General features: G+C 59.8%; 22 protein-coding genes and 1 pseudogene. 13 read left to right on the top strand and 10 right to left on the bottom strand.

The annotated features are described in order from the left end of the window. The first annotated feature begins 11 nt into the window (after positions 1-11). From trpD to ABID12_RS09875, 4 genes are read left to right on the top strand one after another with little or no spacing between them, the layout of a single operon-like run. The gene (gene trpD / locus ABID12_RS09860) at positions 12-1,034 is read left to right on the top strand and encodes an anthranilate phosphoribosyltransferase (protein ID WP_354434068.1); all 1,023 of its coding nucleotides are present in this window, start codon (positions 12-14) and stop codon (positions 1,032-1,034) included. Positions 1,035-1,044: 10 nt separating this feature from the next. Next, complete coding sequence (gene trpC / locus ABID12_RS09865; RefSeq protein ID WP_354434069.1) at positions 1,045-1,860, top strand: indole-3-glycerol phosphate synthase TrpC; 816 nt, start codon at positions 1,045-1,047, stop codon at positions 1,858-1,860. After that, positions 1,857-2,351 (top strand): cyclic pyranopterin monophosphate synthase MoaC, encoded by a 495-nt coding sequence (gene moaC, locus ABID12_RS09870; protein WP_354434070.1) that lies wholly within the window; start codon positions 1,857-1,859, stop codon positions 2,349-2,351. The genes trpC and moaC overlap by 4 nt, the downstream gene beginning before the upstream one ends. Positions 2,352-2,357: 6 nt before the next feature. Next, complete coding sequence (locus tag ABID12_RS09875; protein ID WP_354434071.1) at positions 2,358-3,581, top strand: molybdopterin molybdotransferase MoeA; 1,224 nt, start codon at positions 2,358-2,360, stop codon at positions 3,579-3,581. Positions 3,582-3,635: 54 nt separating this feature from the next. On the opposite strand, the gene ABID12_RS09880 is transcribed toward ABID12_RS09875, so the two are convergent. After that, the gene (locus tag ABID12_RS09880; protein ID WP_319520067.1) at positions 3,636-3,956 is read right to left on the bottom strand and encodes a DUF1476 domain-containing protein; all 321 of its coding nucleotides are present in this window, start codon (positions 3,954-3,956) and stop codon (positions 3,636-3,638) included. 292 nt (positions 3,957-4,248) lie between these two features. Between ABID12_RS09880 and ABID12_RS09885 the strand changes: the two are divergent. The 4 genes and pseudogenes from ABID12_RS09885 to ABID12_RS09900 all read left to right on the top strand — a co-directional run. After that, positions 4,249-4,867, top strand: a pseudogene (locus tag ABID12_RS09885) (phosphoribosylaminoimidazolesuccinocarboxamide synthase); the annotation flags it as partial. Between the two features lie 159 nt (positions 4,868-5,026). Continuing rightward, entirely contained in the window at positions 5,027-5,275 is a 249-nt protein-coding gene (gene purS, locus ABID12_RS09890; RefSeq protein ID WP_106305447.1) for a phosphoribosylformylglycinamidine synthase subunit PurS, read from the top strand. Positions 5,276-5,297: 22 nt separating this feature from the next. Then, positions 5,298-5,972, top strand: a complete 675-nt coding sequence (purQ, locus tag ABID12_RS09895; RefSeq protein WP_354434073.1) for a phosphoribosylformylglycinamidine synthase subunit PurQ — start codon at positions 5,298-5,300, stop codon at positions 5,970-5,972. A 134-nt stretch (positions 5,973-6,106) separates the two neighbouring features. Continuing rightward, complete coding sequence (locus ABID12_RS09900) at positions 6,107-6,700, top strand: acyloxyacyl hydrolase (RefSeq protein ID WP_106305453.1); 594 nt, start codon at positions 6,107-6,109, stop codon at positions 6,698-6,700. Between the two features lie 471 nt (positions 6,701-7,171). On the opposite strand, the gene clpA is transcribed toward ABID12_RS09900, so the two are convergent. From clpA to ABID12_RS09915, 3 genes are all read right to left on the bottom strand, one after another. Then, a complete protein-coding gene (gene clpA / locus ABID12_RS09905; protein ID WP_354434074.1) occupies positions 7,172-9,571 on the bottom strand; it encodes an ATP-dependent Clp protease ATP-binding subunit ClpA in 2,400 nt (799 codons plus the stop codon). A gap of 10 nt (positions 9,572-9,581) precedes the next feature. Next, complete coding sequence (gene clpS / locus ABID12_RS09910) at positions 9,582-9,935, bottom strand: ATP-dependent Clp protease adapter ClpS (RefSeq protein ID WP_024707881.1); 354 nt, start codon at positions 9,933-9,935, stop codon at positions 9,582-9,584. Between the two features lie 433 nt (positions 9,936-10,368). Beyond that, entirely contained in the window at positions 10,369-11,418 is a 1,050-nt protein-coding gene (locus ABID12_RS09915; protein WP_354434075.1) for an extensin-like domain-containing protein, read from the bottom strand. 150 nt (positions 11,419-11,568) lie between these two features. Between ABID12_RS09915 and ABID12_RS09920 the strand changes: the two genes are divergently transcribed. Beyond that, positions 11,569-11,979, top strand: coding sequence for an acyl-CoA thioesterase (locus ABID12_RS09920; RefSeq protein ID WP_354434076.1), 411 nt, complete (start codon positions 11,569-11,571; stop codon positions 11,977-11,979). 2 nt (positions 11,980-11,981) lie between these two features. Then, positions 11,982-12,845, top strand: coding sequence for a hypothetical protein (locus ABID12_RS09925; RefSeq protein ID WP_354434077.1), 864 nt, complete (start codon positions 11,982-11,984; stop codon positions 12,843-12,845). A 62-nt stretch (positions 12,846-12,907) separates the two neighbouring features. On the opposite strand, the gene ABID12_RS09930 is transcribed toward ABID12_RS09925, so the two are convergent. Together ABID12_RS09930 and ABID12_RS09935 are read right to left on the bottom strand one after the other, a co-directional pair. After that, the gene (locus tag ABID12_RS09930) at positions 12,908-14,077 is read right to left on the bottom strand and encodes a DUF1501 domain-containing protein (protein WP_354434078.1); all 1,170 of its coding nucleotides are present in this window, start codon (positions 14,075-14,077) and stop codon (positions 12,908-12,910) included. Between the two features lie 10 nt (positions 14,078-14,087). After that, positions 14,088-15,452: a DUF1800 domain-containing protein gene (locus ABID12_RS09935; RefSeq protein WP_354434079.1), complete on the bottom strand. Its 1,365-nt coding sequence runs from the start codon at positions 15,450-15,452 to the stop codon at positions 14,088-14,090. Positions 15,453-15,708: 256 nt separating this feature from the next. Here ABID12_RS09935 and uvrB point away from each other — a divergent pair, with 256 nt between their 5' ends. Then, on the top strand, positions 15,709-18,462 hold the full coding sequence (uvrB, locus tag ABID12_RS09940; RefSeq protein WP_354434080.1) for an excinuclease ABC subunit UvrB: 2,754 nt from the start codon (positions 15,709-15,711) through the stop codon (positions 18,460-18,462). A gap of 87 nt (positions 18,463-18,549) precedes the next feature. Then, positions 18,550-19,218 carry a 2OG-Fe(II) oxygenase gene (locus tag ABID12_RS09945; protein ID WP_354434081.1) on the top strand — a complete coding sequence of 223 codons (669 nt, stop codon included), beginning with the start codon at positions 18,550-18,552 and terminating at the stop codon, positions 19,216-19,218. Here ABID12_RS09945 and ABID12_RS09950 read toward each other — a convergent pair whose 3' ends face one another. The 3 genes from ABID12_RS09950 to ABID12_RS09960 all read right to left on the bottom strand — a co-directional run bounded on the left by ABID12_RS09950 (position 19,219) and on the right by ABID12_RS09960 (position 20,934). Then, positions 19,219-20,178 (bottom strand): mitochondrial fission ELM1 family protein, encoded by a 960-nt coding sequence (locus ABID12_RS09950; RefSeq protein ID WP_354434082.1) that lies wholly within the window; start codon positions 20,176-20,178, stop codon positions 19,219-19,221. Positions 20,179-20,253: 75 nt separating this feature from the next. Then, positions 20,254-20,475 (bottom strand): hypothetical protein, encoded by a 222-nt coding sequence (locus ABID12_RS09955; protein ID WP_146132266.1) that lies wholly within the window; start codon positions 20,473-20,475, stop codon positions 20,254-20,256. A 129-nt stretch (positions 20,476-20,604) separates the two neighbouring features. Further along, complete coding sequence (locus ABID12_RS09960) at positions 20,605-20,934, bottom strand: hypothetical protein (protein WP_354434083.1); 330 nt, start codon at positions 20,932-20,934, stop codon at positions 20,605-20,607. Positions 20,935-21,414: 480 nt separating this feature from the next. On the opposite strand from ABID12_RS09960, the gene ABID12_RS09965 reads away from it, so the two are divergent. After that, complete coding sequence (locus ABID12_RS09965) at positions 21,415-21,723, top strand: DUF4031 domain-containing protein (protein WP_354434084.1); 309 nt, start codon at positions 21,415-21,417, stop codon at positions 21,721-21,723. A 12-nt stretch (positions 21,724-21,735) separates the two neighbouring features. Here ABID12_RS09965 and recJ read toward each other — a convergent pair whose 3' ends face one another. Continuing rightward, complete coding sequence (gene recJ / locus ABID12_RS09970) at positions 21,736-23,550, bottom strand: single-stranded-DNA-specific exonuclease RecJ (protein ID WP_354434085.1); 1,815 nt, start codon at positions 23,548-23,550, stop codon at positions 21,736-21,738. Between the last annotated feature and the right edge of the window lie 8 nt (positions 23,551-23,558).

Genomic DNA, 23,558 nt, shown 5'->3' on the forward strand with positions numbered 1-23,558 from the left:
AGAGCGAAACCATGTCCGAACTCAAACCGTTCATCGCCCGGGTCGCCGACCGCCAGTCGCTGACAGTAACTCAGTCACGGCAGGCCTTCGAAATCCTGATGTCGGGCGAGGCAACGCCCGCGCAGATCGGCGGCTTCCTGATGGCGCTGAGGGTCAAGGGGGAAACGGTTGATGAGATCGTCGGCGCAGTCGAGACGATGCGCGCCAAGATGCTGACGGTTTCCGCCCCTGCCGGTGCGATCGATATCGTGGGAACCGGCGGCGATGGCACCGGCACATACAATATCTCGACCCTTGCGGCGATCGTTACGGCGGGTGCTGGCGTCACGGTTGCAAAACACGGCAACCGTGCGCTCAGTTCGCGATCGGGTACGGCCGACAGCCTGTCGGAACTCGGCGTCGAACTCGACACCGGCCCGGAGGTGATCGAGGCCTGCCTGCAGGAAGCCGGCATCGGTTTCATGTTCGCCCAGAAACATCATGCGGCTATGCGCCATGTCGGCCCGTCGCGGGTCGAACTCGGCACCAGGACGATCTTCAATATTCTCGGACCGCTCTCAAATCCGGCGGGCGTCAAAAGCCAGTTGCTCGGTGTGTTTTCACCGCAATGGCTGGTGCCGCTGGCAGAGGTTCTGCGCGATCTCGGTTCGCAGACGGTCTGGGTTGTTCACGGTCAGGGGCTGGACGAGATCACCACGACCGGTGAAACCCAGGTGGTCGAACTGGCCGACGGAAAGATCCGCGAATTCACGCTGTCCCCGAAGGATTTCGGTGTCGATCAGGTCGAACTCGAGGCCCTGCGCGGCGGTGACGGCAAGGTCAATGCCGCAGCCCTGCGCCAGGTGCTTTCGGGCGCGCGCAATGCCTATCGCGACGTATCGCTCTGCAACGCCGCCGCCGCCTTGATGATCGCCGGCAAGGGGGAAACACTTGCCGACGCGATGACAATCGCTGCACAATCGCTTGACAGCGGCAACGCAGCGCTCGCGCTCGAAAGGCTCGTTGCCGTTTCCAATCAGAAAAGCGGAAGCTGAGAAACCGGCCATGACCGACATCCTGAAAAAGATCGAAACCTACAAGCGCCAGGAAATCGCCGCGGCAAAGTCGAGCGTGCCGCTCGACGAGCTGAAGGCGCAGGCGCGCGATCAGGAAAAGCCGCGCGGCTTTCTCGCGGCACTGCGCCGCAAAAAAGATGAAGGCCGGTTCGGTCTGATCGCGGAGATCAAGAAGGCCAGCCCCTCCAAAGGGCTGATCCGCCCCGACTTCGATCCGCCGGCCTTTGCCAGGGCCTATGAGGACGGCGGTGCGGCCTGCCTTTCGGTGCTGACCGACACGCCGAGCTTTCAGGGCGCACCGGACTATCTTGCCGCCGCGCGCAATGCCTGCGTACTGCCCGCCCTGCGCAAGGATTTCATGTTCGAGCCCTACCAGATCCACGAAGCGCGCGCCTGGGGCGCCGATTGCATCCTGATCATCATGGCGAGCCTTTCCGATGATGAGGCGCGCCTTCTGGAAGATACCGCCTTTGAACTCGGCATGGACGCACTGCTGGAAGTGCACAATGAAGAGGAATGCGAACGCGCGCTGAAACTGTCATCGAAGATGCTCGGCATCAATAACCGCAATCTCAGAACCTTCGACGTTTCGCTTGAAACCAGCGAACGTCTCGCAAGCATGGTGCCGGATGACCGGCTGATTGTCGGCGAAAGCGGCATTTTCGTTCATGACGACTGCCTGCGGCTGAAAAAAAGCGGCATTTCGACCTTCCTCGTCGGCGAAAGCCTGATGCGCAAGGACGATATTGCTGGCGCCACCCGCGCGCTTTTGACCGGGGCAAGCGCGGAAGAACCGGCACAATGAGCGACCGGCCGGCAAAGCTCACCCATATAGCCGCCGACGGCGCGGCACATATGGTCGATGTTGGCGGCAAGGACGAGACGCTGCGCACCGCGACAGCGGAGGGCTACGTCCGCATGAAACCCGAAACGCTGGCGCTGATCGAAAGCGGCAATGCGAAAAAGGGCGACGTGGTCGCCGCCGCCCGGCTTGCCGGCATCATGGGCGCCAAGCAGACTGCCAGCCTCATTCCGCTCTGCCATCCCCTGATGCTCACCAAGATCGCAGTCGAGATCACCCCTGACGCCACCCTGCCCGGACTGCGCGTCATGGCAACCACGCGTCTGACCGGAAAGACCGGTGTGGAGATGGAAGCGCTCACGGCCGTTTCTGTCGCCTGCCTGACGATCTACGACATGGCGAAAGCCGCCGACCGTGAAATGGAAATCGGCGCAATCCGTCTCGTGGAAAAATCCGGCGGCGTGAGCGGCGATTTCAGGCGATCAGCGGAGTAGGCCGCCATGGCAAACACCCTTCTGCCGGTCGAAGACGCACTCGCAATCTTGCTCGCGAATGCCCGTCCGGTCTCGGGAACAGAAATGCTGGCCCTGCCTGACGCCGACGGCCGCATTCTGGCCGAAGACATTCTCGCCCGTATAACCCAGCCGCCCTTCAGCGCATCCGCAATGGATGGCTATGCCGTGCGCGCCGAAGATGTGGAAACGGCCGGCGCCACGCTCTCCGTCATCGGCACGGTTGCCGCCGGGCAGACGCCGGAGCAGGATGTTATTCCCGGAACGGCGATACGCATTTTTACCGGCGCGCCCGTACCGCCCGGCGCCGACTGCGTGGTGATTCAGGAAGATACCGAAAAACGGGGCGAGCACAGCATCCTGATAACCGAAGCTGCGGCGAAGGGGGCGCATATCCGTCCCGCCGGACAGGATTTTCGCGACGGTCAGCTGCTTCTGGCAAGGGGCCGGCTGCTTGATGCGCGCAGCCTGTCGCTGGCCGCTGCTGCCGGCCACGGCGCGCTTCCGGTTTGCCGACAGCCAAGGATTGCCTTGCTTGCAACAGGCGATGAACTTGTGCCGCCGGGACAAAAGCCTGGCCCGGGCCAGATCTCGGCATCGTCCGGGGTTGCGCTGCATTCGCTTGCCCGCATGAACGGCGCACAAACGCTTGACCTCGGCATTGCCCGCGACGATGCGGCAGATCTACGGGCAGCCGTCGACCGCGCGCGTGACTGGAATGCGGACGTGCTGATGACCATCGGTGGCGCCTCCGTCGGCGACCGCGATCTGGTCGGGCCGACATTGCAGTCCATCGGCATGTCGCTCGATTTCTGGAAGATCGCCATGCGGCCGGGAAAACCGTTGATGGTCGGTAATCTCGGTGACATGAAGGTGCTGGGCCTGCCGGGCAATCCGGTATCCGCTTTTGTCTGCACACTGATCTTTGCCGAACCGCTGATCCGAAAGCTTGCGAACCTGACGCCGCGCAACCGTCTGCATCAGGCCGTTGCCGCCGGCCCGATCGAACCGAACGGCCCCCGCCGCCACTATATGCGCGGCCGGTTTACCGACCGCGCCAACGGGCTGGTGGAGCCCTGCGAAAGCCAGGATTCGTCATTGATCGCAACACTTGCCGATGCCGACTGCCTGATTGTTCGCCCTCCGGGTGACGAAGCAATCAAGGCCGGAGATCCGCTGTCCGTGATGATGCTTGCCCGCGACGCAGATTAACCCCATCGCCAGGTGCAGGCCGACAGAATTGTACCCATTTGTGTTGGAAGCGATCTAGCCGTGCTCGCTCTGCTGGCCAGCCGCCTGCAGAAATGCGTGCATTTTCATCTGCACGGTCTCCTCGTCGATATCGACGCCGGCCTCGGCAAAGTCGCGCATCAGCTTTTTCAGCACATCGCCATGACCGGCATGGGTGAAATCGGCGGCGATGACCTCACTGGCATAGACTTCCAGATCCTCGCGCCCCAAAAGCCCGGCGGCCCAGGCGGCCAGCATGCGGTTTCGCCGCGCAATCACACGGAAACGCGCGGCCTCCTGCTGAACGAAGGCGGCCTCGAAGGCACGCTCACGATCGTTGAAAACCGAACCTGCCATATCCACCTCCACCATCTTTGCCGGGCTGTCAGGCCCGGCGATCGCTGTCTCCATTTTCAAGATGGCGGCAAAAATGACATTTGAAAAGAAGCCGGATTAAATATTTTGAATAATATCGTTTAAAAACAGAGAGGAATCGGGGATTGTTTATTCAAACGCAACGTAAAAACGCAATTGCCTTGAAAAACGCCCGGTTTTGATTGAGAAAGCCGCACGACTTCGCTATTCCAGCGGAAGAGATAAAAATATCGCGCGCCCGACAAGCCGGACGCGCCAACTTCGCGAGCTGAAAATGAATCGTCGCCGCCGGGTTTACGAAGGCAAGGGCAAAATCCTCTATGAAGGCCCCGAGCCCGGAACGCTGATCCAGTTCTTCAAGGACGATGCCGGGACAGAACCCGGCATTGCCGGTGAAGTCATTGATGGCAAGGGCGTCCTCAACAACCGCATTTCCGAATATGTCTTCAGCCACCTGAACGCGATCGGCATTCCCACGCATTTCATCCGCCGCCTCAACATGCGCGAACAGCTGGTGCGCGAGGTGGAAATGATCCCGCTTGCCGTGACTGTGCGCAATATTGCCGCCGGTTCATTGTCGCGCAGGCTCGGCATCGAGGAAGGCGTCCCCCTTCCCCGTTCGATCGTCGAATTCTCGCTGAAATCGGACGAGCTGGACAATCCGCTGGTAACCGAGGAACATATTGCCGCCTTCGGCTGGGCCTCGCCGCCCGAACTGGACGACATGACCACGCTGGCCATCCGTATCAACGACTTCCTCTCCGGTCTTTTTGTCGGAGCAGGCATGCAGCTTGTCGATTTCAGGATTGAGTGCGGCCGCTTTTTTGAAGGCGATATGATGCGCATCATTCTGGCCGGAGAGATTTCGCCGGATTCCTGTCGCGTTCTTGACCTTCGCACCCACCAGCGTCTGGACCGCGAGACAGACGCCAGCGGAACCGTCATCAGCGCCCATTCGGAGATTGCGCGCCGGCTGGGCATCATGAATGAGAACGAACCGGCACGCGCTGCCGGCCCGGTACTTGTCAAATAGCAGATTGGGGATTGAACCAGTGATCAATGCACGTGTCATCGTTACCTTGAAAAACGGCGTTCTCGATCCGCAGGGAAAGGCCATTGAAGGCGCCCTGCACGGTCTGGGCTTTGACGGGCTTTCCGCCGCACGCCAGGGCAAGGTTTTCGATCTTGCGATCGATACCGACGACCGCGCCAAGGCGGAGGCCGATGTCGCGGCCATGTGCGAAAAGCTTCTGGCCAACATGGTGATCGAAAACTACGCGATCGAACTGAGCCAGGCCTGAGGGCAGGAAGAGAGCGCATTTCATGAAAACCGCACTGATCCAGCTTCCCGGCCTCAACCGCGACCGCGACATGTTCGCCGCCATCGGCACGATCTCCGGTCATGACCCGATCACCGTCTGGCAGACCGAGACGGAACTGCCCGATGTCGACCTGATCGTCATCCCGGGCGGCTTTTCCTATGGCGATTATCTGCGTTGCGGCGCTATTGCGGCACGCATGCCGGTCATGCAGGCCGTTGCTGAAAAGGCCCGTGCGGGCGTGCGGGTCATCGGCGTGTGCAACGGCTTCCAGATCCTGCTCGAAGCCGGCCTGTTGCCGGGCGCGCTGATGCGCAACGCATCGCTCAAATTCGTCTGCCGCGAAGTTCGCCTTCAGGTTGCCAACAACCGCACGGCCTTCACCGCCGCCTATGCGGAAAATGAAGTGATCCGTTGCCCGGTGGCCCATCACGACGGCAATTACTTCGCTGAAGCCGACGAACTTGCCAGGCTGGAAGACAACGGCCAGGTGGTGTTCCGCTATGCCGAAGGCACCAATCCCAACGGGTCGATCAACGATATTGCCGGTGTGGTCAGCACGCAGGGCAATGTTCTGGGCATGATGCCGCACCCCGAAAACCTGATCGAACCGGCCCATGGCGGCACGGACGGCCGACGGTTGTTCGAATCCGCGCTCGGCATCCTTGCCACAGCATAGGCATTTTCCGAAGTTTGTGCCGCCTTCCTTAATGAGCTTTCGCTTGACCTTGAGCGTGGAATCGGCAGAAATGCAGACATGATCCGGTGCGTCTCGATGGACCGTCCGGCGGTCGTTTACCATTGGGAAGACGCATGACTGTGAAATTGTCTCTAAAACATACAGCCGTATTGGCATTTCTGGCTGTCGGTACCGGCAGCGCTTTTTCGGCCGATGCCGATATGGCACCGACACCCGCTCCGGTTGTCAAAGACAGCATTTTCGATGAGGCCCGTTTCGAAGTCGCAGCGTCGCTTGGCGCCAGCTCCGATTTCGAAAAGGGCGTCTTCCTGATTCCCAGCCTGTTCTTCGACCCGCTGCACAGCAAGGGCCGTGAGGGCTTCGACAAGTTCCTCCATCCCCGCTTCTTCCTGAGCGCGAGCATTTCAACGGCTGACGAATCGTCGCAGCTGATGGCGGGCGCCAGCTGGAAATTCCCGGTCGCCGGCCCGACCTTTGTCGACATCGGCTTCGGCGGCGCGTTGACGAATGCGAGCAAGGATGAATTCGGCGGCCGCGGCCCCGGCGTCGGCTCCCATCTCCTGTTCCACGAGTACATCGCCTTCGGCGTCAATCTCGAAAACAACTGGAACATCACGGCCACTGTGCGGCACTCGTCCAACGCCAATCTTGCCAGCCCCAACAGCGGCCTGACCTATGGCGGCCTCGGCATCGGCAAGAGCTTCTGATCGGCCCGAGCGTTTTGACCGTTCCCCGAACGCTAAAATTCTCTGCGACAGGCTGAACCTTCACGTTCAGCTGTTTCCCCCACGACGGTCATTTCCGGTGCGGTCTACAAGCTCGTCACCCCCGCATTGGCGACGACGGTCAACCTTGGTGTCCGGAAAAGGGTGATCAGCACAAAAAAAAGCCGAGTTTTCGCTCGGCGTTCAGATTGCTAACAAAGCTCGCCCCACCCTCCTTCGTCACCCTCGGGCTTGACCCGAGGGTCTAAGCACGCATGAACGCGACAAGCGTATCGGGCAAAAAGTCAATTTAAAACAGTCTATTACGGACCGCCAGCGCCGCTCGTGCTGAGCGGTGGTTAGATCCTCGGGTCAAGCCCGAGGATGACGTCCGTAAAATGGATAGGTTTGCCAATAAACTAAACGCCGGGCATAGCCCGGCGTTTTTGCGTTCTGGTCTGAATGGCCCGCCGATCAGGTATCGGCGGAGGATTTTTTCGATTTGGAGCCACCCTTCTTGGCGGGCTTGTCCTTCGGTGCATCCTTTTTCAGCTCCGACGGTTTGACCGGTGTCGAATCCGGGATTGCATCCAGAAGCAGCTCTTCCTTGCCATCCTTGTCGGTCTTCACATCGACACGCACGACGCCGCCCTTCTTGAGCTTGCCGAACAGGATTTCGTTCGCCAGCGGCTTCTTGATGTGCTCCTGGATCACGCGCGAGAGCGGACGGGCGCCCATCTTCTCGTCATAGCCACGCTCGGCCAGCCATTCGACCGCCTTCTCCTCCAGATCGAAGGTGACATTGCGTTCCGAAAGCTGGCTTTCGAGCTGCATGACGAACTTCTGGACAACCTGATGGATGACCTCGGTCGGCAACGGCGCAAACTGGATGATCGCATCGAGACGGTTGCGGAATTCCGGCGTGAAGATGCGGTTCAGCGCCTCTTCATCATCACCGGTGCGCCGCGAAGACCCGAAGCCGATTGCCGATTTCGACATTTCGGCAGCGCCCGCATTGGTCGTCATGATCAGGATGACGTTGCGGAAGTCGATCTTCTTGCCGTTGTGATCAGTCAGCGAGCCATGGTCCATCACCTGCAACAGGATGTTGTAGATATCCGGATGCGCCTTCTCGATCTCGTCCAGCAGCACCACGCAATGGGGATGCTGATCGACGCCATCGGTCAGAAGGCCGCCCTGGTCGAAACCGACATATCCGGGCGGTGCGCCCAGAAGCCGGGAGACCGTGTGACGCTCCATATATTCCGACATGTCGAAGCGCAGCAACTCGACGCCAAGCGAGGAGGCAAGCTGCTTCGACACCTCGGTCTTGCCGACGCCCGTGGGGCCGGAGAAGATGTAGGAGCCGATCGGCTTGTTGGGCTCGCGCAGCCCTGCACGGGCCAGCTTGATCGCCGTCGCAAGCGCATCGATCGCCTTGTCCTGACCGTAGACCACCGAGCGCAGTTCCTGCTCGAGATTGGCAAGCACCTGCTCGTCATCCTTGGAAACCGATTTCGGCGGAATACGGGCCATGGTGGCAACCGTCGCCTCGATCTCCTTTTCGGTGATCATCTTGCGACGACGGGACGCCGGAACCAGCATCTGGGCCGCACCGCTTTCGTCGATCACATCGATCGCCTTGTCCGGCAGCTTGCGGTCGGAGATGTAGCGCGCCGACAGCTCCACCGCCGCCTTGATGGCGTCGTTGGTGTAGCGCAGGTTGTGATATTCCTCGAAATAGGGCTTCAGACCCTTCATGATCTCGATGGCATCGTCCACGGAGGGCTCGTTGACATCGATCTTCTGGAACCGGCGCACCAGCGCACGGTCCTTTTCGAAGAACTGGCGGTATTCCTTGTAGGTGGTCGACCCGATGCAGCGGATCGCGCCCGAAGACAGCGCCGGTTTCAGCAGGTTCGAGGCATCCATGGCGCCGCCGGAGGTGGCGCCCGCGCCGATCACGGTGTGGATCTCGTCGATGAAGAGCACGGCGCCCTCATATTCCTCGAGCTCCTTGACCACCTGTTTCAGGCGTTCCTCGAAATCGCCGCGATAGCGGGTGCCGGCCAGAAGCGTGCCCATGTCGAGCGAGAAGATCGTCGCATCGACCAGCGCCTCGGGCACCTTGCCGTCAACGATCCGCTTGGCGAGGCCTTCGGCAATCGCCGTCTTGCCGACGCCGGGATCGCCCACGTAAAGCGGGTTGTTCTTGGAACGGCGGCACAGAACCTGAATGGTCCGGTTAACCTCGGAATCGCGACCGATCAGCGGGTCGATCTTGCCGCTCAGCGCCTTTTCATTGAGGTTGACGCAGTAGGCCTTCAGGGCGTCGGGCTGCTTGCGCCCGCCGTCTTCGGCCTGCTGTGCTCCGTTTTCGGAATCCTCGTTTTCGGCATTTGCGCCGCGCGGCGGACGCATTTCCGAACTTCCGGGCCGCTTGCCTATGCCGTGCGAGATATAGTTGACGGCATCGTAGCGGGTCATCTCCTGCTGCTGCAGGAAATAGGCCGCATGGCTTTCGCGCTCGGCAAAGATAGCGACGAGCACATTGGCGCCCGTCACTTCTTCACGACCGGAAGACTGGACATGGATCACCGCGCGCTGGATCACGCGCTGAAAGCCGGAGGTCGGCTTGGAATCCTCGTCATAGCCGGTGACCAGATTGGCCAGTTCGGTATCGACATATTCGGTTACGGTCTTGCGCAGGGCATCGAGGTCGACGCTGCAGGCACCCATGACAGCGGCAGCATCACCATCATCAATCAGCGCCAGGAGCAGATGCTCCAGCGTTGCATATTCGTGGTGCCGGTCATTTGCATAGGTCAGAGCCTGATGCAGCGCCTTTTCGAGACTGGGAGAGAATGTTGGCACGATCAGATCCTCACTTCTTTTCCATGACACATTGCAATGGGTGTTGGTGCTGACGCGCAAAATCCATGACCTGGCTGACCTTGGTCTCAGCCACCTCATAGGTGAAAACCCCGCACTCGCCGACGCCGTTATTGTGGACGTTGAGCATGATGCGGGTCGCCGCCTCGCGATCCTTCTGGAAGAAACGCTCCAGAATATGGATTACAAACTCCATTGGTGTGTAGTCATCATTCAACAGGAGAACCCGGTATAGGCTGGGTTTCTTCGTCTTGGGCTTGGTGCGCGCGATCACCGCCGTTCCGCGGTTCGGATTGCCCCCGTTCTTGGAAGGGTCGTTCTGCATCCGGATCGACATCGCGATCATTCTTTCTAACTCCGTCTGTCCTTCAGATTTCAGCCGCGTACACCAGGCTATCGTTGACGCTCATATCTGTATGTACCGAGTCCGTTTCAAGCTCCCTGAGACTGATCCGATCTTAATGCCGTTCTTCCGGGCTTGTCATTAAGAAAAATATCGCGCTTTCGGCGGAACCGCACCGCACCGTCCATGCCGCTCGTCCAGAGGCCGCTGCACCGGCTCCCCGATACCGATTCCAAAGCGAACATTTACGAACAAAAAACTCGTCTCAACCCGCACCCCAATGCTGTTATGTCAACACGAAACGTTTCGCGTGGTCACACGTATCGTTTCGTGTTGCCAATGTCATTGGCACACTACGGGCACGACAGACACAAAACGGCAGCGACAGAAAAGCCGCTACCGCTTTATTCTCTGCCCGAGATTTATGGGGAGACACTCAGTTACAGTAGCTCTTGCCGGATGAGCGCTGCTTCAAATCAAAGTGAAAATGATCACCATGCTTGGGATAGCCAGGGCCGAGCACCGTATTGAAATAATCACATCCGCTGGCGCGAACGGACTTCAAAAGCCCCTTCTCCCGGAAGGCGAACAGGCCCTTGCGGGAGATATCGATCTTCTTGCCGGTATTGAGCGTAAAGCCACCGACATCGATGGCATTGCCCTTCGAATGCTCGGACATGGTTCGCGAATTGGTGCCGTTGTTCACACGCCGGCAGGAATATCCGCCCATGGTCTGGATAGACTTGAGGCCGGTCAGATAGCGCACGCGTGCGGCGGGCGCCACATCGTTCTGCACCCATTGGGCGAAGGCGAGCGCGGTATCGCAGTTTACCGTGACATTCGGCGAAACAGCGATATCACCGGGCAGGCTCTGCAATTTGACCGGATATTCGATCCCGCACTGGCTGCCATTGGCGATTGCCTCGACCTCGGTGAAGGTCACGCCCATCCGGTTCAGCTCGCTGCGGCACTGCCGCTCGGCAAGCGGCATCAGCCCGGGTATCCGGTTCTGCTTGGGCGCAGACATGCCCCCCTGCCCCGTTGCACCGGGCTGAACATGGGGCAGCAAGGAGGCCGTCTGGATCGGATCGATGCCCGGATCCGGGGCTCCGTCCACCTGCCGTTCGGCGGTCCGGGCTTCCTGCGCCGCAATGGCGGTGACGTCCTTGCTGTCTTCCGCGCTGCTAAAACCGAGATAGCTGTCAATCGGCACGCCTGCGGAGGTTTCCGTTTCGGCAATCAGCTGCTCGATGGTCGGTGGCGGCGGTTCGTCTGCGGCAAGCCGGGACGCATCGGGCTGCGGTGTTTTTGATGAATCTGCAGCCGGTTGTGTTCTGGCGACTTCGCTACGGGTGACGACCTGCGAATTCTTGTCGCTGGTATCGACCGAAAACGAGGTCATCAGACCGCCGATCGAGCAGCCGGCCAGTGCCAGGGAAATTGCCGTACAGGAAACCGCGTGCCGCAGATAAGAAAATGACACCATACCGTCCATCGCGCCAAGGTTGAAACCTGGCGGCGAGTAAAACAGACATATGTAAACAAATGCTTTGCCCCGGGCACGATCTGGAAATCATGCCCTTGCGCCGTTTAGAAGCCGGGATAATCTGAAATCTGTCACAGAAGGAAAGAATCGATGAGCGAGATACCCAGCGGAGAATTGACCCTCAGAACGGTGGCCATGCCTGCCAATGCCAATCCGGCCGGCGACATTTTCGGCGGATGGGTGATGTCGCAGATGGACCTGGCCGCTTTCGTCGCAGCTTCCGAACATGCCGGAATGCGCACGGTAACCGCCGCCGTTCATTCGATGACATTCGAAAAGCCGGTGAAGATCGGCGATACGCTGTGTGTCTATACCGCGTTTTCCCGCATCGGCCGCACCTCGATGACGATCGATGTCCAGGCGTGGGTTCACCGCCACGACCGGCCGCGACGCGAAAAGGTCACCGAGGCCGAGTTCATCATGGTGGCCATGGATGAAAACGGAAAACCCTCCCCCGTGCCTGCGACGCGCTCATCCGCCGCCAGCGAAGCGGCTGGTTGATCATGAGCGACCAGACTGCCGTTCCCCAGCGTCCACCGCGCCTGTTCCTGCGCCGGCTTGCCGCACTCATCATCGATTTTCTGGCCTACGGCATTCTCGCTACCTTCGTGGTCGGCGCTCTGACAATGGTCGTCCCACAACTCAAGGATGGAGTTGCCAGTTCGTTTTTCTATACGCGGACCTGCACGCCGGCGGATCGCGACGTCATGCCGGTCTTCGCGGCGATCGAACGAGACTGGCCGAAATCCGACGCCAACGACACCAAAATCAGCGCCCGCCTGTGCTCCATCGACAGCTTTTTCCTGCCGCAAAAGCGTCTGGCGGTGGTGTCTGAAAGCCGCGAAGGCGAAGAAGACGGCGCAACCTTCACCCGTTCCGTTTCAATCCAGCTCGACGAAAATGACGATCCGGTCTTTCCCTCGCCGTTTATCGAGAGAAGCGTATCCTCGCTCCAGCTCATCGCCTTTCCACTGGCTCTGGCACTGGCTACGATCTTTCTCGGCTGGACGCCCGGCAAGCGGCTCATGTCGCTTCATGTCACGCCCGATGCGCTGGCCAAGGTTCCGCCGCCGCTTCCCCCCGGCAAGACAGTCCTGCGTGAATATCTCAAGTTCTGGCCGCTTATCGCCAATAACCTGATCCAGTTCGCCATTGCCCTGGGAACCCCGAAAGCATCGTCCGTTGCCGAAGCGGTCGCATGGCTCGAAACCGCAGGCACCGATCAGCGCGCAATCGTCGATATCCTGGTGCTCAATGCAGCGACCCTGCTGGTGCTGTTCGTCTGGTGGGTCTGGCCGTTCGCGCTGTGGCGCGGCCGTATGCTCTATGACGGTTTTATCCGTGCCTATGTCGTGCTCAGGAACTGAGGCTGTTGGGCTGAATGGCCCCCCAAGCCGGTTTTCTGTTCCTTGAAAGGGTGACTTGCGTTTCAGGCCCGCACAAACACGGATGACGGCGAGAAATCGAGCCCCGGAAAAACACTGTTTGTCAGGGCTGCGGCGCCCAGTCCGAACTGCCTGTAAAGCAAGGCGGCTGCCACTTCGCGAATATCGCCGGTCGGCATCAGGTCACGGTTTTCGTAAAGATCACCATCGCCGATGCCGGGCCAGTTGCCCATGACCCTGCCGCCGGGGAAAGCGCCTCCGGCGATGACGGCGCAGCCGCCGGTGCCATGGTCGGTTCCGCCTGTGCCGTTCTGGCGGGCAGTACGCCCGAATTCCGTCATCGCAAGGACCACCGTCTTGCGCCATGCGGCGGGTCCCATTTCGTTCTTCAGCGTCAGGATCGCCGATGAAAGACTACCCGCGGACCGCCTGAAAAGATCAGGCTGACCGGCATGCGTATCCCAGCCATTGATGGAAAAAGCGGCAACGCGGTAGTTTTCTTTCAGGAAACCACCGGCGAGCTTCGCCAGGCCTTCCGTGGAGGCGCCGAGTTTTTCGCCGCCGAAAATCTCGTCTGCGCTCATGTCGGCGCTGCGCGCCTGCTGAAAGGCGCGGGCAAAGTCTTCGTCCTGCCCGTAAAGCGACTCGAAAAACATGATTTCGTCGGCGGAAATCGGCACATTGGCCTTTGGAGACCACATTTCCGCATCGTTTTCACCCTGCAGGATGAGGTCGGAATCCGATGCCACGTCGATGGCCCTCAAACGCCCCTGCCCCGAAAGCCCGATGGCCCGGTTAAGCCATCCGTCCTTTCCGGCGCGGCCGCTTCCGCCGGTCTCGAGTATGTCCTGCCCATCGAAATGGCTGCGGGCATTGCGATAGGGCGTGGAAACCGCATGAACGAAGCTCAGCTCGCCGCTTTGCCAGAGTGGATAAAGATAGCCGGCAGCGGGGTGCAGCCCGAAGCGGCCGTCGAGATCGTGAAGCCCGCGATCCGGCGTCAGTGCAAGTTCCGGTCGCAGCGCCGCATAGGCCGGATCACCATAGGGCTGAACCAGATCGAGACCGTCCATCGCCCCGCGCAGGATGATGGCGACGAAACGGTTATCGCCATTGCCTTCGGCCAGCGCAAAGCTGGTCATCAGCGGCATCGCCGCAAGCGAGCAGGCCCCGCCAAGCAGGAACCGCCGCGTAGGATTGAACACAATCGACATGATGCAACTCCTAACGAAGGTTGAATTCCGGCGATGCCAGAACAAGCGTCATGGCAGCCGTCCGGTTCGGTGCCCGCTTCACCAGCGTTCCGGTGTTTTCGCTCAGCAATGGCCCAAGCGCTCGATTGGCGAAATCGACCGGCTCCTGATCTTTCCGGAACTTGTTGATCAGGTTCCGCGATACGACAATGCGGCCCGCCAGCTGGTTGCCGTTGACCCAGCTTGCGCGGTTGCTCTCAAAACCCTCCGGGCTTGGCGGATCCCACACCGGCTGACCCAGCGTCTTCAGCAGATAGTTGACGGTTCCGCCGAGCTTTTCGTCACTGACAATCGTCTCGCCATCCACATTCAGGGCGCGCAGGCAGGAGACAACGTAGTCGAAAGGCAGCTTGATGTTTCGCGGCTGCATGGTGAAGGCGGCGGGATCGGCCAGCATGGTCTCATAGACAGCCGAAAGATTGCCGCCTGTGCGGCGCCAGGTCTGCTCCATTGCGGAAACCAGTTCCGGCGAAGGATCCTCGGAGAAGAAATAGGTCGCGAGTTTTCGGCTGATATACCGCGCTGTTTCCGGCCGGACGGAAAGATCGTCGAGGAACCTGTTGATGTCCGCGATATCGCTCCGGTCCTGCCCGTAAACCTTGCCAAGGACCGAGAACGTGCCCGGCTCGGCGCGTTTGCCATCGAAGATCGTCTCCGCGCCCGGACGGTCGATCGTCAGCCCCGTCATCAACAGGGAAGCCTGCCGCACATCGGTCTGCGTGTAGCCGGAGCCGGCCCCGAGCGTGTGCAGTTCCAGAAGCTCGCGGCCATGATTTTCATTGAGACCGCGCTTGCCGGCCCGGGCCGAGTGCGGACCGACGGAAAGCCACTGATCAAGATAGAAGATCATCGCGGGATGCAGGGTTGCCGCTTTCAGAAGCGTGCTGAAATCGGCCGCCAGATTGGGGCGTATCGCCTCCACCTCAAAGAGCGGCGTGAACTGGCGCATATCCTCGTTCTTGCGAAACGAGACCGAGAAATGGTCGGTCCAGAAGAAGGCAAGCCGTTCCTGAAGCCCGTTCGGCGAAGCGACAGACTGGGCGGTCCGCGCAATCGCATCGCTGCGGAACCGTCTTTCGTTTTCCTGACGGACGGTTTTAAGCGCCGCGCGCAGATCTTCGCCTTCGAGATCCTTGCGCATGTCCCGTCGCTTCATGAATGTCGCGATTGCGCGCTGGCGGAGTTCCCCTGTCCCCTCAGGCGGGAACATCAGCGCCTCATCTTTCGCCGAGCGCAGTTGCTGCATGACCCCTTCCGGGCCACCGGGCGCGTCTTCGCCTGGACGAAGTCCATAGCCAAAACGCACCGCCGAGATAGCGGATTGTCTGGATGTCATCGTGTTTCACTGTATTGCGCGGTGGTCTATGCGGGACGCGGTCATCGGGCACATGAAAACAGACTTTCCACCAACCCGTCCTGCAGTTCGTATTAGAAAATACTTACATGAGAAATGTGGAAACAATACCGCAAGAATAGGTCCGTTTAAGGGCTCGTGGCCTGAACTACGGATCGGCAGGACGGTCGTTCCTTTTTTGTTCACTTTCTACCCTCCCGCCCTTTTCTTTTATCCTGACTCGCTCCATATTCGCGGCATGGCCAGAACACCCAAGAAATCTTCCGAAAAACCCGGTTTTGAAGAGGCACCGCAGGCGCCTTTTGAGGGCGAGCCCCAGAATGGTTCGATGAGCGACTGGCTGGCGAACCTCGAGCGCGAGGCCGAAGCCGAAAGCGCGGATTCGCAGCGGAAACTTGCCTCGAGAGCCGGAAAGCACCGCAAGAAGGCATCCGAAAGCGGCGGGGACGCAACCGCGGGACGGACATCGCGCGGCGTATCGATCGGCGCGTCGACGGATCCGAAGACGCGTGCGGCCGCCGGCCTCAACCCGGTTTCAGGTGTCGATGTCTCGCTGGAAGATGCCAAGAACCTTGCCCCCGGCGCCGTTACAGCGACCGTTGATGCCTTGTCCAAGCTGATCGAGAGTGGCAATCCGCTGTTCAAGGACGGCAAGATCTGGACGCCGCACCGGCCCGAACGCCCGGAAAAATCCGAAGGCGGCATTCCGATCCGCATGGAGACGGAATACAAGCCTTCGGGCGACCAGCCGACCGCGATCCGCGATCTCGTCAGCGGGCTCAATGATGGCGACCGCAGCCAGGTTCTGCTCGGCGTCACCGGCTCCGGCAAGACCTTCACCATGGCCAAGGTGATCGCGGAAACCCAGCGGCCCGCCGTCATTCTGGCCCCGAACAAGACGCTGGCCGCGCAGCTTTATTCCGAATTCAAGAATTTCTTCCCCGATAATGCGGTCGAATATTTCGTCTCCTACTACGATTACTATCAGCCGGAAGCCTATGTGCCGCGTTCGGACACCTATATCGAGAAGGAATCCTCGATCAACGAGCAGATTGACCGGATGCGCCATGCCGCAACCCGGGCGATCCTCGAGCGCGACGACTGCATCATCATCGCTTCGGTCTCCTGCATCTACGGTATCGGTTCGGTCGAGACCTATACGGCGATGACCTTCCAGATGTCGGTCGGCGATACACTCGACCAGCGCCAGTTGCTCGCCGATCTGGTAGCCCAGCAATACAAGCGCCGCGACATGGACTTTCAGCGCGGCTCCTTCCGCGTGCGCGGCGACACGATCGAAATCTTCCCGGCCCACCTTGAAGACGCCGCCTGGCGGATATCGATGTTCGGCGACGAGATCGACCAGATCACCGAATTCGATCCGCTGACCGGGCAGAAGACCGGCGACCTGCAATCGGTGAAAATCTACGCCAATTCGCACTACGTCACGCCGCGCCCGACGCTGAATGCGGCGATAAAATCGATCAAGGAAGAGTTGAAAGGACGCCTGCAAGAACTTGAAAAGGCTGGACGTCTTCTCGAAGCACAACGGCTCGAACAGCGCACCCGCTTCGATATCGAGATGATGGAGGCAACCGGGTCCTGCCCCGGCATCGAGAATTATTCGCGCTACTTGACCGGACGCAAACCCGGCGAACCGCCGCCGACCCTGTTTGAATATATTCCCGACAATGCGCTGATTTTCATCGACGAGAGCCATGTCACCATTCCGCAGATCGGCGGCATGTATCGCGGCGACTTCCGGCGCAAGGCGACGCTGGCCGAATACGGCTTCCGCCTGCCCTCCTGCATGGACAACCGGCCGCTGCGCTTCGAGGAATGGGACGCGATGCGCCCGGATACGATTGCGGTTTCGGCCACGCCCGGCGGCTGGGAGATGGAGCAGGCTGGCGGCGTGTTCGCCGAACAGGTGATCCGCCCGACCGGGCTGATCGATCCGCCGGTCGAAATCCGCCCGGCAAAAACCCAGGTCGACGATGTGCTGTCGGAAATCCGCGATGTGGCGGCGAAGGGATATCGCACACTGGTGACGGTGCTCACCAAGCGCATGGCCGAGGATCTGACCGAATATCTGCACGAACAGGGCATCCGCGTGCGCTACATGCATTCCGATATCGATACGTTGGAACGCATCGAGATCATCCGCGACCTGCGGCTCGGCGCTTTCGACGTGCTGGTCGGCATCAACCTGCTGCGTGAGGGTCTCGATATTCCCGAATGTGGCTTCGTTGCCATTCTGGATGCGGACAAGGAGGGTTTCCTCCGCTCGGAAACATCGCTGATCCAGACCATCGGCCGTGCGGCCCGTAATGTCGATGGGCAGGTGATCCTCTATGCCGATCAGGTGACCGGCTCGATGCAGCGCGCCATGGACGAAACCAGCCGCCGCCGCGAAAAACAGCTCGCCTATAACGAGGAACACGGCATCACGCCGGAATCGGTCAAGGCCCGGATTTCCGACATTCTCGACTCCGTATATGAAAAGGATCATGTCCGCGCCGATATCGGCACCAAGGGCGGCAAGGGCTTTGCCCAGGATGGACACCTCGTCGGCAACAATCTGCAGGCCCATCTCGAGGCGCTCGAAAAGCAGATGCGCGATGCCGCCGCGGATCTCGACTTCGAGACCGCCGCCCGTGTGCGCGACGAGATCAAGCGCCTGAAGGCTGCCGAACTGGAAGGCATGGACGACAAGCTGGAAAAGGCCGAGTCGCGACAGGCCGACAAAAACACATCATCCTATTTCGCGCCGCCGTCTCTGGACGATATGGGCCCCGGCACGGATACGGCCAAGCCACTGTTCCGCAAGAACACGCTGGACGAGATGACCGTCGGGCGCACCGAAAAACCGCGTGGCGGCGATGCCAAACCGGTCAAACGGGGCAAGATCGGCGCCGGCTCCTATGAGGAACCGGCCGAGCAGAAACAACGTGGCCGCCGCAAGGGAAAAACCGGAAAACCCGGTAAATAGACCTTATCCATTACTACATTTTATAGTTGTGATGCGCAAATTATACATTTATATTTTGCGTCAACGCAACGTAAAATGGCCTGTAAAATGACCGACGTTCATGATAAGTGCATTAGGAAATACTTAAAAAATTCTTTCTTAAATGCACAGGAAGGCAATGAACCTTACCGGTACTGGCTGGCAAAGGACATGTTTCCGGAAACACTTCTTTCCGATTTGCAAAAACTTGATTTTCCACGTCGTGACCATGAAGGACGATCGGGCACGCGGGAGATTCACAACAAGAGCCGGCATTATTTCGACCGGGAGAACAGGGCAAAGCATGGCAGTTGCGCGGCGGTTGCGGCAGCCTTCCAGTCGCTTGACATGGCCGGCGTGATCCAGCGAACTTTCGGTACTAATATCGAGGGGGCGAACCTCAGGATCGAATACGCTCAGGACATGGATGGCTTCTGGCTGGAGCCGCATACCGATATCGGCGTGAAGCTGTTTACCCTGCTGATCTATCTTTCCGACGGACCGGGACATGAAGAGCTCGGAACCGATATCTATGCCTCCAAGGATGAGCATGTCGGCCGCTCACCTTTCGGCCCGAATCTGGCAATGGCCTTTGTGCCCGCCGACAATACCTGGCACGGATTTCAGCGACGTCCGATCGAAGGCGTACGCAAATCCCTGATCATCAACTATGTGGCTCCCGAGTGGCGGGCGCGCGAGCAACTCGCCTTCCCCGATGACACGATCAGGATCGCCTGATTATCCGGGCTTTTGCTCACGCGCGGCAAGACCGCGCAAAATCGCCTCTGCAATCGTCTGCGTGGCATCCACAGGCTGATAGTCGTAAGGCTTGAGCGGCCCGTCGAACGGCCGTGTCAGGCCGGTTTCCTCCAGTCGTTTCAGAAAGCCCGCCAGCTTCGGATTGAGATGATGGGGCACAAGCGGAAACACCGGTTTGCCGGTGGACAAGGCTTCGCTGACCATATTGTGGGAATCGCCGGTCACGGCCAGCATATCGCAAAAACCGAGCAGCGCGCGGTAGGGATTTTGTTCTTCCGGCGACCAGATCCAGTGCGGAAAGCCGGAAAGCCGCGCGCGCAGCGCCGTCATCACCGTCTCCGGGGTCCGTCGCGACTGCGTGACGATGATGCTGCCGACCGCGCTTCTGGCATGATCGATCTGCGTCAGAAAACGGTTCAGCGCGGCATCTTCATCGCGCGCACCGGAGACCGGATTGCCGATCAGAAATCCCAGCCTCGGGCACGGCAGGCTTTCCCATTCCGCCGGGCGTTCGGCCACCGCAGCGGCGAGCGCCTCTTCGGTCAGCGGATGCGGGCCGGTATCGGTGACCAGCACGTTGTCGGCGCGAAGCCGGTCATGACGCGGCACCCAGATCAGATCGGCCGCCGCGGCGCCAATCCGCGGGTCTTTCAGAAACACGGTGAAGGTCTTGCCGCCGGACGCCTTCTTCACGGCCTTCAGGTAAGGCACCATGCGCCGTCCGCTGGCAATCGCAACATCAGGAAAAGGCGGCGCGATCGGGCTTCCGGGGTGCCCCGGCCTGTGTTTCAGTGGAACGGGCCCATGCGGCATCCACCATTCCCAGGGTTTCCCGGGCAGGATCACCTTTTCCTCGGGATCCTCCCCGAGACGCGAAGCCACACCGAGACACTGCACCCGGTCGCCGATCTTCCCGTCCGTCAAAATCCAGATTCGCAAGACTAGCCCTTTGCCATCACGTCACACCGCACGCCGAAACGCTGTTATTGCTTGTGACGCCATCGGCCTAGACAGTCAACGGTGCGCGTTCTCCGATACCGACGGCATGGGCATGTCGCCCGCCCCCTTCACATGAACACTTTCACACGCGCTGAAAAGCGCAGCTGCCGTGTCGCTGTATCCCAGACGGATCGCAACCGATACGGCGGTCTCTATCAGATCCAGAAGATGTTTTTCATCCTCGTTTCCGAAGGCCTGATGTTCTTCAAAAACAATATTTGTAGCCATGGTCTGCATGATTCCCTCCATGTGTTTGCCGCCTTGTGGTTTGTCGCACCCCGTTTCAGACAGTCAGCCTGTCCTGAAATCCGGCCGGTCGCGAACTTTCCACCACTGCGCTTTAAAGCTGTCCTGCCGCTGTCCACATCAGACGGGGCAGACAGCGCTATCATTTCCTTCTTGCCCACTCATCGCACCGGCCACTATCAGCGACAGCAATATCGGTAGATTGACCCGGTCCGGTATTTCGAATGACTGGAAAAACTTCATTGCCGCGTAGAATACGTCCGACCATCCGGCTGCTCCCCGGAGATCGGAAAACGATTGCGCGGCGCTTGCAACATTTCGGCCCAGCGCAGGCACATCAACCGACAAAGACCATATATCTTCACAAATCCGATCGGCATTCCGCAGACCTGAACCTGCGCATTTACCGATACCGGAGAGGTCTTTGTGTTGATTGTCAAAGCTGTGCAAGGCTCACTTCTCACAACTCGACCCAAAATTTCAGATTTCTTTATTATTGTTAAAGATCAAAATAACACTTCTACCGAAAGCTGTCCATGCTCACAAAGTTCAATCGGCATCAAAAGAATAGTGTGTTCAAGCAAGGTTTGATTAATATCACCCCTAGTAGATTCAGAAATTACATTTACAACCTATTGTAAGTTTTGCGCCGTTTCAGTTCGTCAATCAAAACACCGTCGCGACTGGTCAAACCACTGAAAATCATGACGTTCCTGGCATACTCTGTATGTTTCCTAAGCGTTTGGAACGCTCATTGGCCATGTTGCTGGATAACAGGTTACACGAGCTAAACGTAAGCATGAACGTACAAAACGGCGTCATACTTCCCCTGAGTAAACCCGACAGGATGCCAAGCGTCAGGTTCGGCATCACTCACGACAATCGGGAAACGAAACACGCTGCCTTGCCTGCGGGCCGTCAGCTTGACAAATGCCCCGTTTCAAATATGACGACCCGCTCACATTGGAAATCGGCAACAATACAGTCATGGCAGTCTACGTCGATGATATGAAATGGCCCTTCAAGGGCATGGTGATGTGCCACATGCTGGCCGATACCAGCGCGGAACTTCACGCCATGGCCGACCTGCTGGGCATGGAACGCCGATGGGTCCAGTATCCGGGCACCGCGAAGGAACATTACGATATCCCGATGTCCCGGCGCGTGGTTGCCGTTGAAGCCGGTGCGGTCGAGGTCAGCTGGCGCTTCATGGTCGGGTTGATCCGCAGCCGGCGCTGATGGCGGACACCGTCAGGCAGGCTCGGCAGCGTCGATGATCCTCAGTTGCACCCGTCGCCGGCCCTGCCAGTAATCGCCGGACAGCGAGCCTGCGACATTGAGCCTGCGGCCGCGCGAAGCAAGCAGCATCTCGCCAAGGGGCTTGTCGGCGGCGCGGAAGGCAATGCCATCGAGATGCGCGCCGTCCGCACTTTCCAGTGTCACCTTCACATGGCCGCCAGTGCCGATCACCCGGGCATCGCGAAGCTTGTGATCGGGAACGGCGAAGACAGGCTGCGGATGGCCTGAGCCATAGGGGCCGGCGGCCTCCAGCCGGTCAATCAGATCGAGCGTGGCGCCGGAGGCATTCAGCGCACCATCGATTTTCAGCACAGCATCGGCAGAAAGGGCTTCAACGGCTTCGCGGGCGTGCTCCTCGAAAAAGGCGCGCAACGTCGAAAGCTTTTCGCGGCGCACGGTCAGCCCCGCGGCCATGGCGTGCCCGCCGCCCTTGATCAAGATCCCCTCTTCCACCGCAGCACGTACCATGCGCCCGAGATCGAAACCGGCAATCGAACGGCCGGAGCCGGTGCCCCTGCCATTGGCATCAAAGGCGATGGCAAAGGCCGGACGCGCAAACCGGTCCTTCAGCCGCGAGGCCAGAAGCCCGACAATGCCCGGATGCCAGCCCTCGCGCGCCGTCACGATCACGCCGACGCCCTCGCCGGTCCCGAACTCGGTGATGGCATCGGCTTCCGCTTCTTCCAGCATCGCAGCCTCGATCGCCTGCCGTTCGCGGTTCAGCTGATCCAGTCTTTCGGCGATTGCCTCGGCCTCCTCGGTATCATGCACCGTCAAAAGCCGGCTGCCGAGCGCGGCATCGCCGATGCGCCCGCCGGCATTGATCCGCGGCCCGATCAGGAATCCGAAATGATAGGGCGTCACGGGGCCGGCGAGCCCGGCGCGTTTGAAAAGAGCCGAAAGACCGGGATTGGAAAGTGCGCGGGCCACGATCAGCCCCTTGACCACATAAGCCCGGTTCAGCCCTTTGAGCGGCACCACATCGCACACGGTGGCAAGCGCCACGATGTCCAGCCAAGACAGCAGGTCAATCCGCCCTGCCCGCATGTCGCCGGCCTGGCGCAGCGCGCGCAATGTCGCGACAAGCACGAGGAATACAACGCCGGCAGCACACAAATGCCCCTGACCGGAAAGATCGTCCTCCCTGTTGGGATTGACCAGCGCCGTGCACTCGGGAAGATCGACACCGACCTGATGGTGGTCGATGACCACAACATCGATCCCGCGTGAACGGGCAACCGCCAGGGATTCGTGGCTGGTCGAGCCGCAATCCACCGTCACGATCAGCCCGGCGCCGCCGTCGATCAATGCGCCGATTGCCTGCGGATTGGGTCCGTAGCCTTCAAAAATGCGGTCGGGAATATAGATTTCCGCGTCGAGGCCGAGCGTGCGCAAAAACCGATAGAGCAGCGCCGACGAGCAGGCGCCGTCAACATCGTAATCCCCGAATATCGCAACCTTCTCTCCATCCCTGACAGCCTGCAACAGACGCGATGCGGCCTGTTCACAATCGGTCAGTGTGTGGGGATCCGGCATCAGCTGCCGCAAGGACGGTTCGAGAAATTCCGCGGCCTCGTCGACGGATACGTCGCGACCGGCCAGAACCCGCGCAATCAGTTCGGAAATGCCGTGGCTCTGCGCCATGGCAAGCGCGCGGTTTTCACTGGCCGCGCCCAGTCTCGGCACCCAGCGCAGGGCGCGCGCAGAATGCTCGACGCCCAGAAAGGCGCGTTGCTTCACTTTCCGGCTGGCGGGATTTTCCGTCATCAGATCTC

Origin of the sequence: Martelella mangrovi (assembly GCF_040545495.1) — a bacterium.
Classification (GTDB): Bacteria; Pseudomonadota; Alphaproteobacteria; order Rhizobiales; family Rhizobiaceae; genus Martelella; species Martelella mangrovi.

Bases quoted from the DNA above. Each gene is read 5' to 3' on its own strand.
- ABID12_RS09875 (WP_354434071.1), top strand. From the start codon at position 2,358: ATGGCAAACACCCTTCTGCCGGTCGAAGACGCACTCGCAATCTTGCTC.
- ABID12_RS09965 (WP_354434084.1), top strand. From the start codon at position 21,415: ATGCCCCGTTTCAAATATGACGACCCGCTCACATTGGAAATCGGCAAC.
- recJ (WP_354434085.1), bottom strand. From the start codon at position 23,550: ATGACGGAAAATCCCGCCAGCCGGAAAGTGAAGCAACGCGCCTTTCTG.
- purQ (WP_354434073.1), top strand. From the start codon at position 5,298: ATGAAAACCGCACTGATCCAGCTTCCCGGCCTCAACCGCGACCGCGAC.
- clpS (WP_024707881.1), bottom strand. From the start codon at position 9,935: ATGATCGCGATGTCGATCCGGATGCAGAACGACCCTTCCAAGAACGGG.
- trpC (WP_354434069.1), top strand. From the start codon at position 1,045: ATGACCGACATCCTGAAAAAGATCGAAACCTACAAGCGCCAGGAAATC.
- ABID12_RS09900 (WP_106305453.1), top strand. From the start codon at position 6,107: ATGACTGTGAAATTGTCTCTAAAACATACAGCCGTATTGGCATTTCTG.
- ABID12_RS09915 (WP_354434075.1), bottom strand. From the start codon at position 11,418: ATGGTGTCATTTTCTTATCTGCGGCACGCGGTTTCCTGTACGGCAATT.
- ABID12_RS09930 (WP_354434078.1), bottom strand. From the start codon at position 14,077: ATGTCGATTGTGTTCAATCCTACGCGGCGGTTCCTGCTTGGCGGGGCC.
- uvrB (WP_354434080.1), top strand. From the start codon at position 15,709: ATGGCCAGAACACCCAAGAAATCTTCCGAAAAACCCGGTTTTGAAGAG.
- ABID12_RS09925 (WP_354434077.1), top strand. From the start codon at position 11,982: ATGAGCGACCAGACTGCCGTTCCCCAGCGTCCACCGCGCCTGTTCCTG.
- ABID12_RS09935 (WP_354434079.1), bottom strand. From the start codon at position 15,452: ATGACATCCAGACAATCCGCTATCTCGGCGGTGCGTTTTGGCTATGGA.
- moaC (WP_354434070.1), top strand. From the start codon at position 1,857: ATGAGCGACCGGCCGGCAAAGCTCACCCATATAGCCGCCGACGGCGCG.
- ABID12_RS09880 (WP_319520067.1), bottom strand. From the start codon at position 3,956: ATGGCAGGTTCGGTTTTCAACGATCGTGAGCGTGCCTTCGAGGCCGCC.
- trpD (WP_354434068.1), top strand. From the start codon at position 12: ATGTCCGAACTCAAACCGTTCATCGCCCGGGTCGCCGACCGCCAGTCG.
- ABID12_RS09955 (WP_146132266.1), bottom strand. From the start codon at position 20,475: ATGCAGACCATGGCTACAAATATTGTTTTTGAAGAACATCAGGCCTTC.
- ABID12_RS09920 (WP_354434076.1), top strand. From the start codon at position 11,569: ATGAGCGAGATACCCAGCGGAGAATTGACCCTCAGAACGGTGGCCATG.
- ABID12_RS09945 (WP_354434081.1), top strand. From the start codon at position 18,550: ATGACCGACGTTCATGATAAGTGCATTAGGAAATACTTAAAAAATTCT.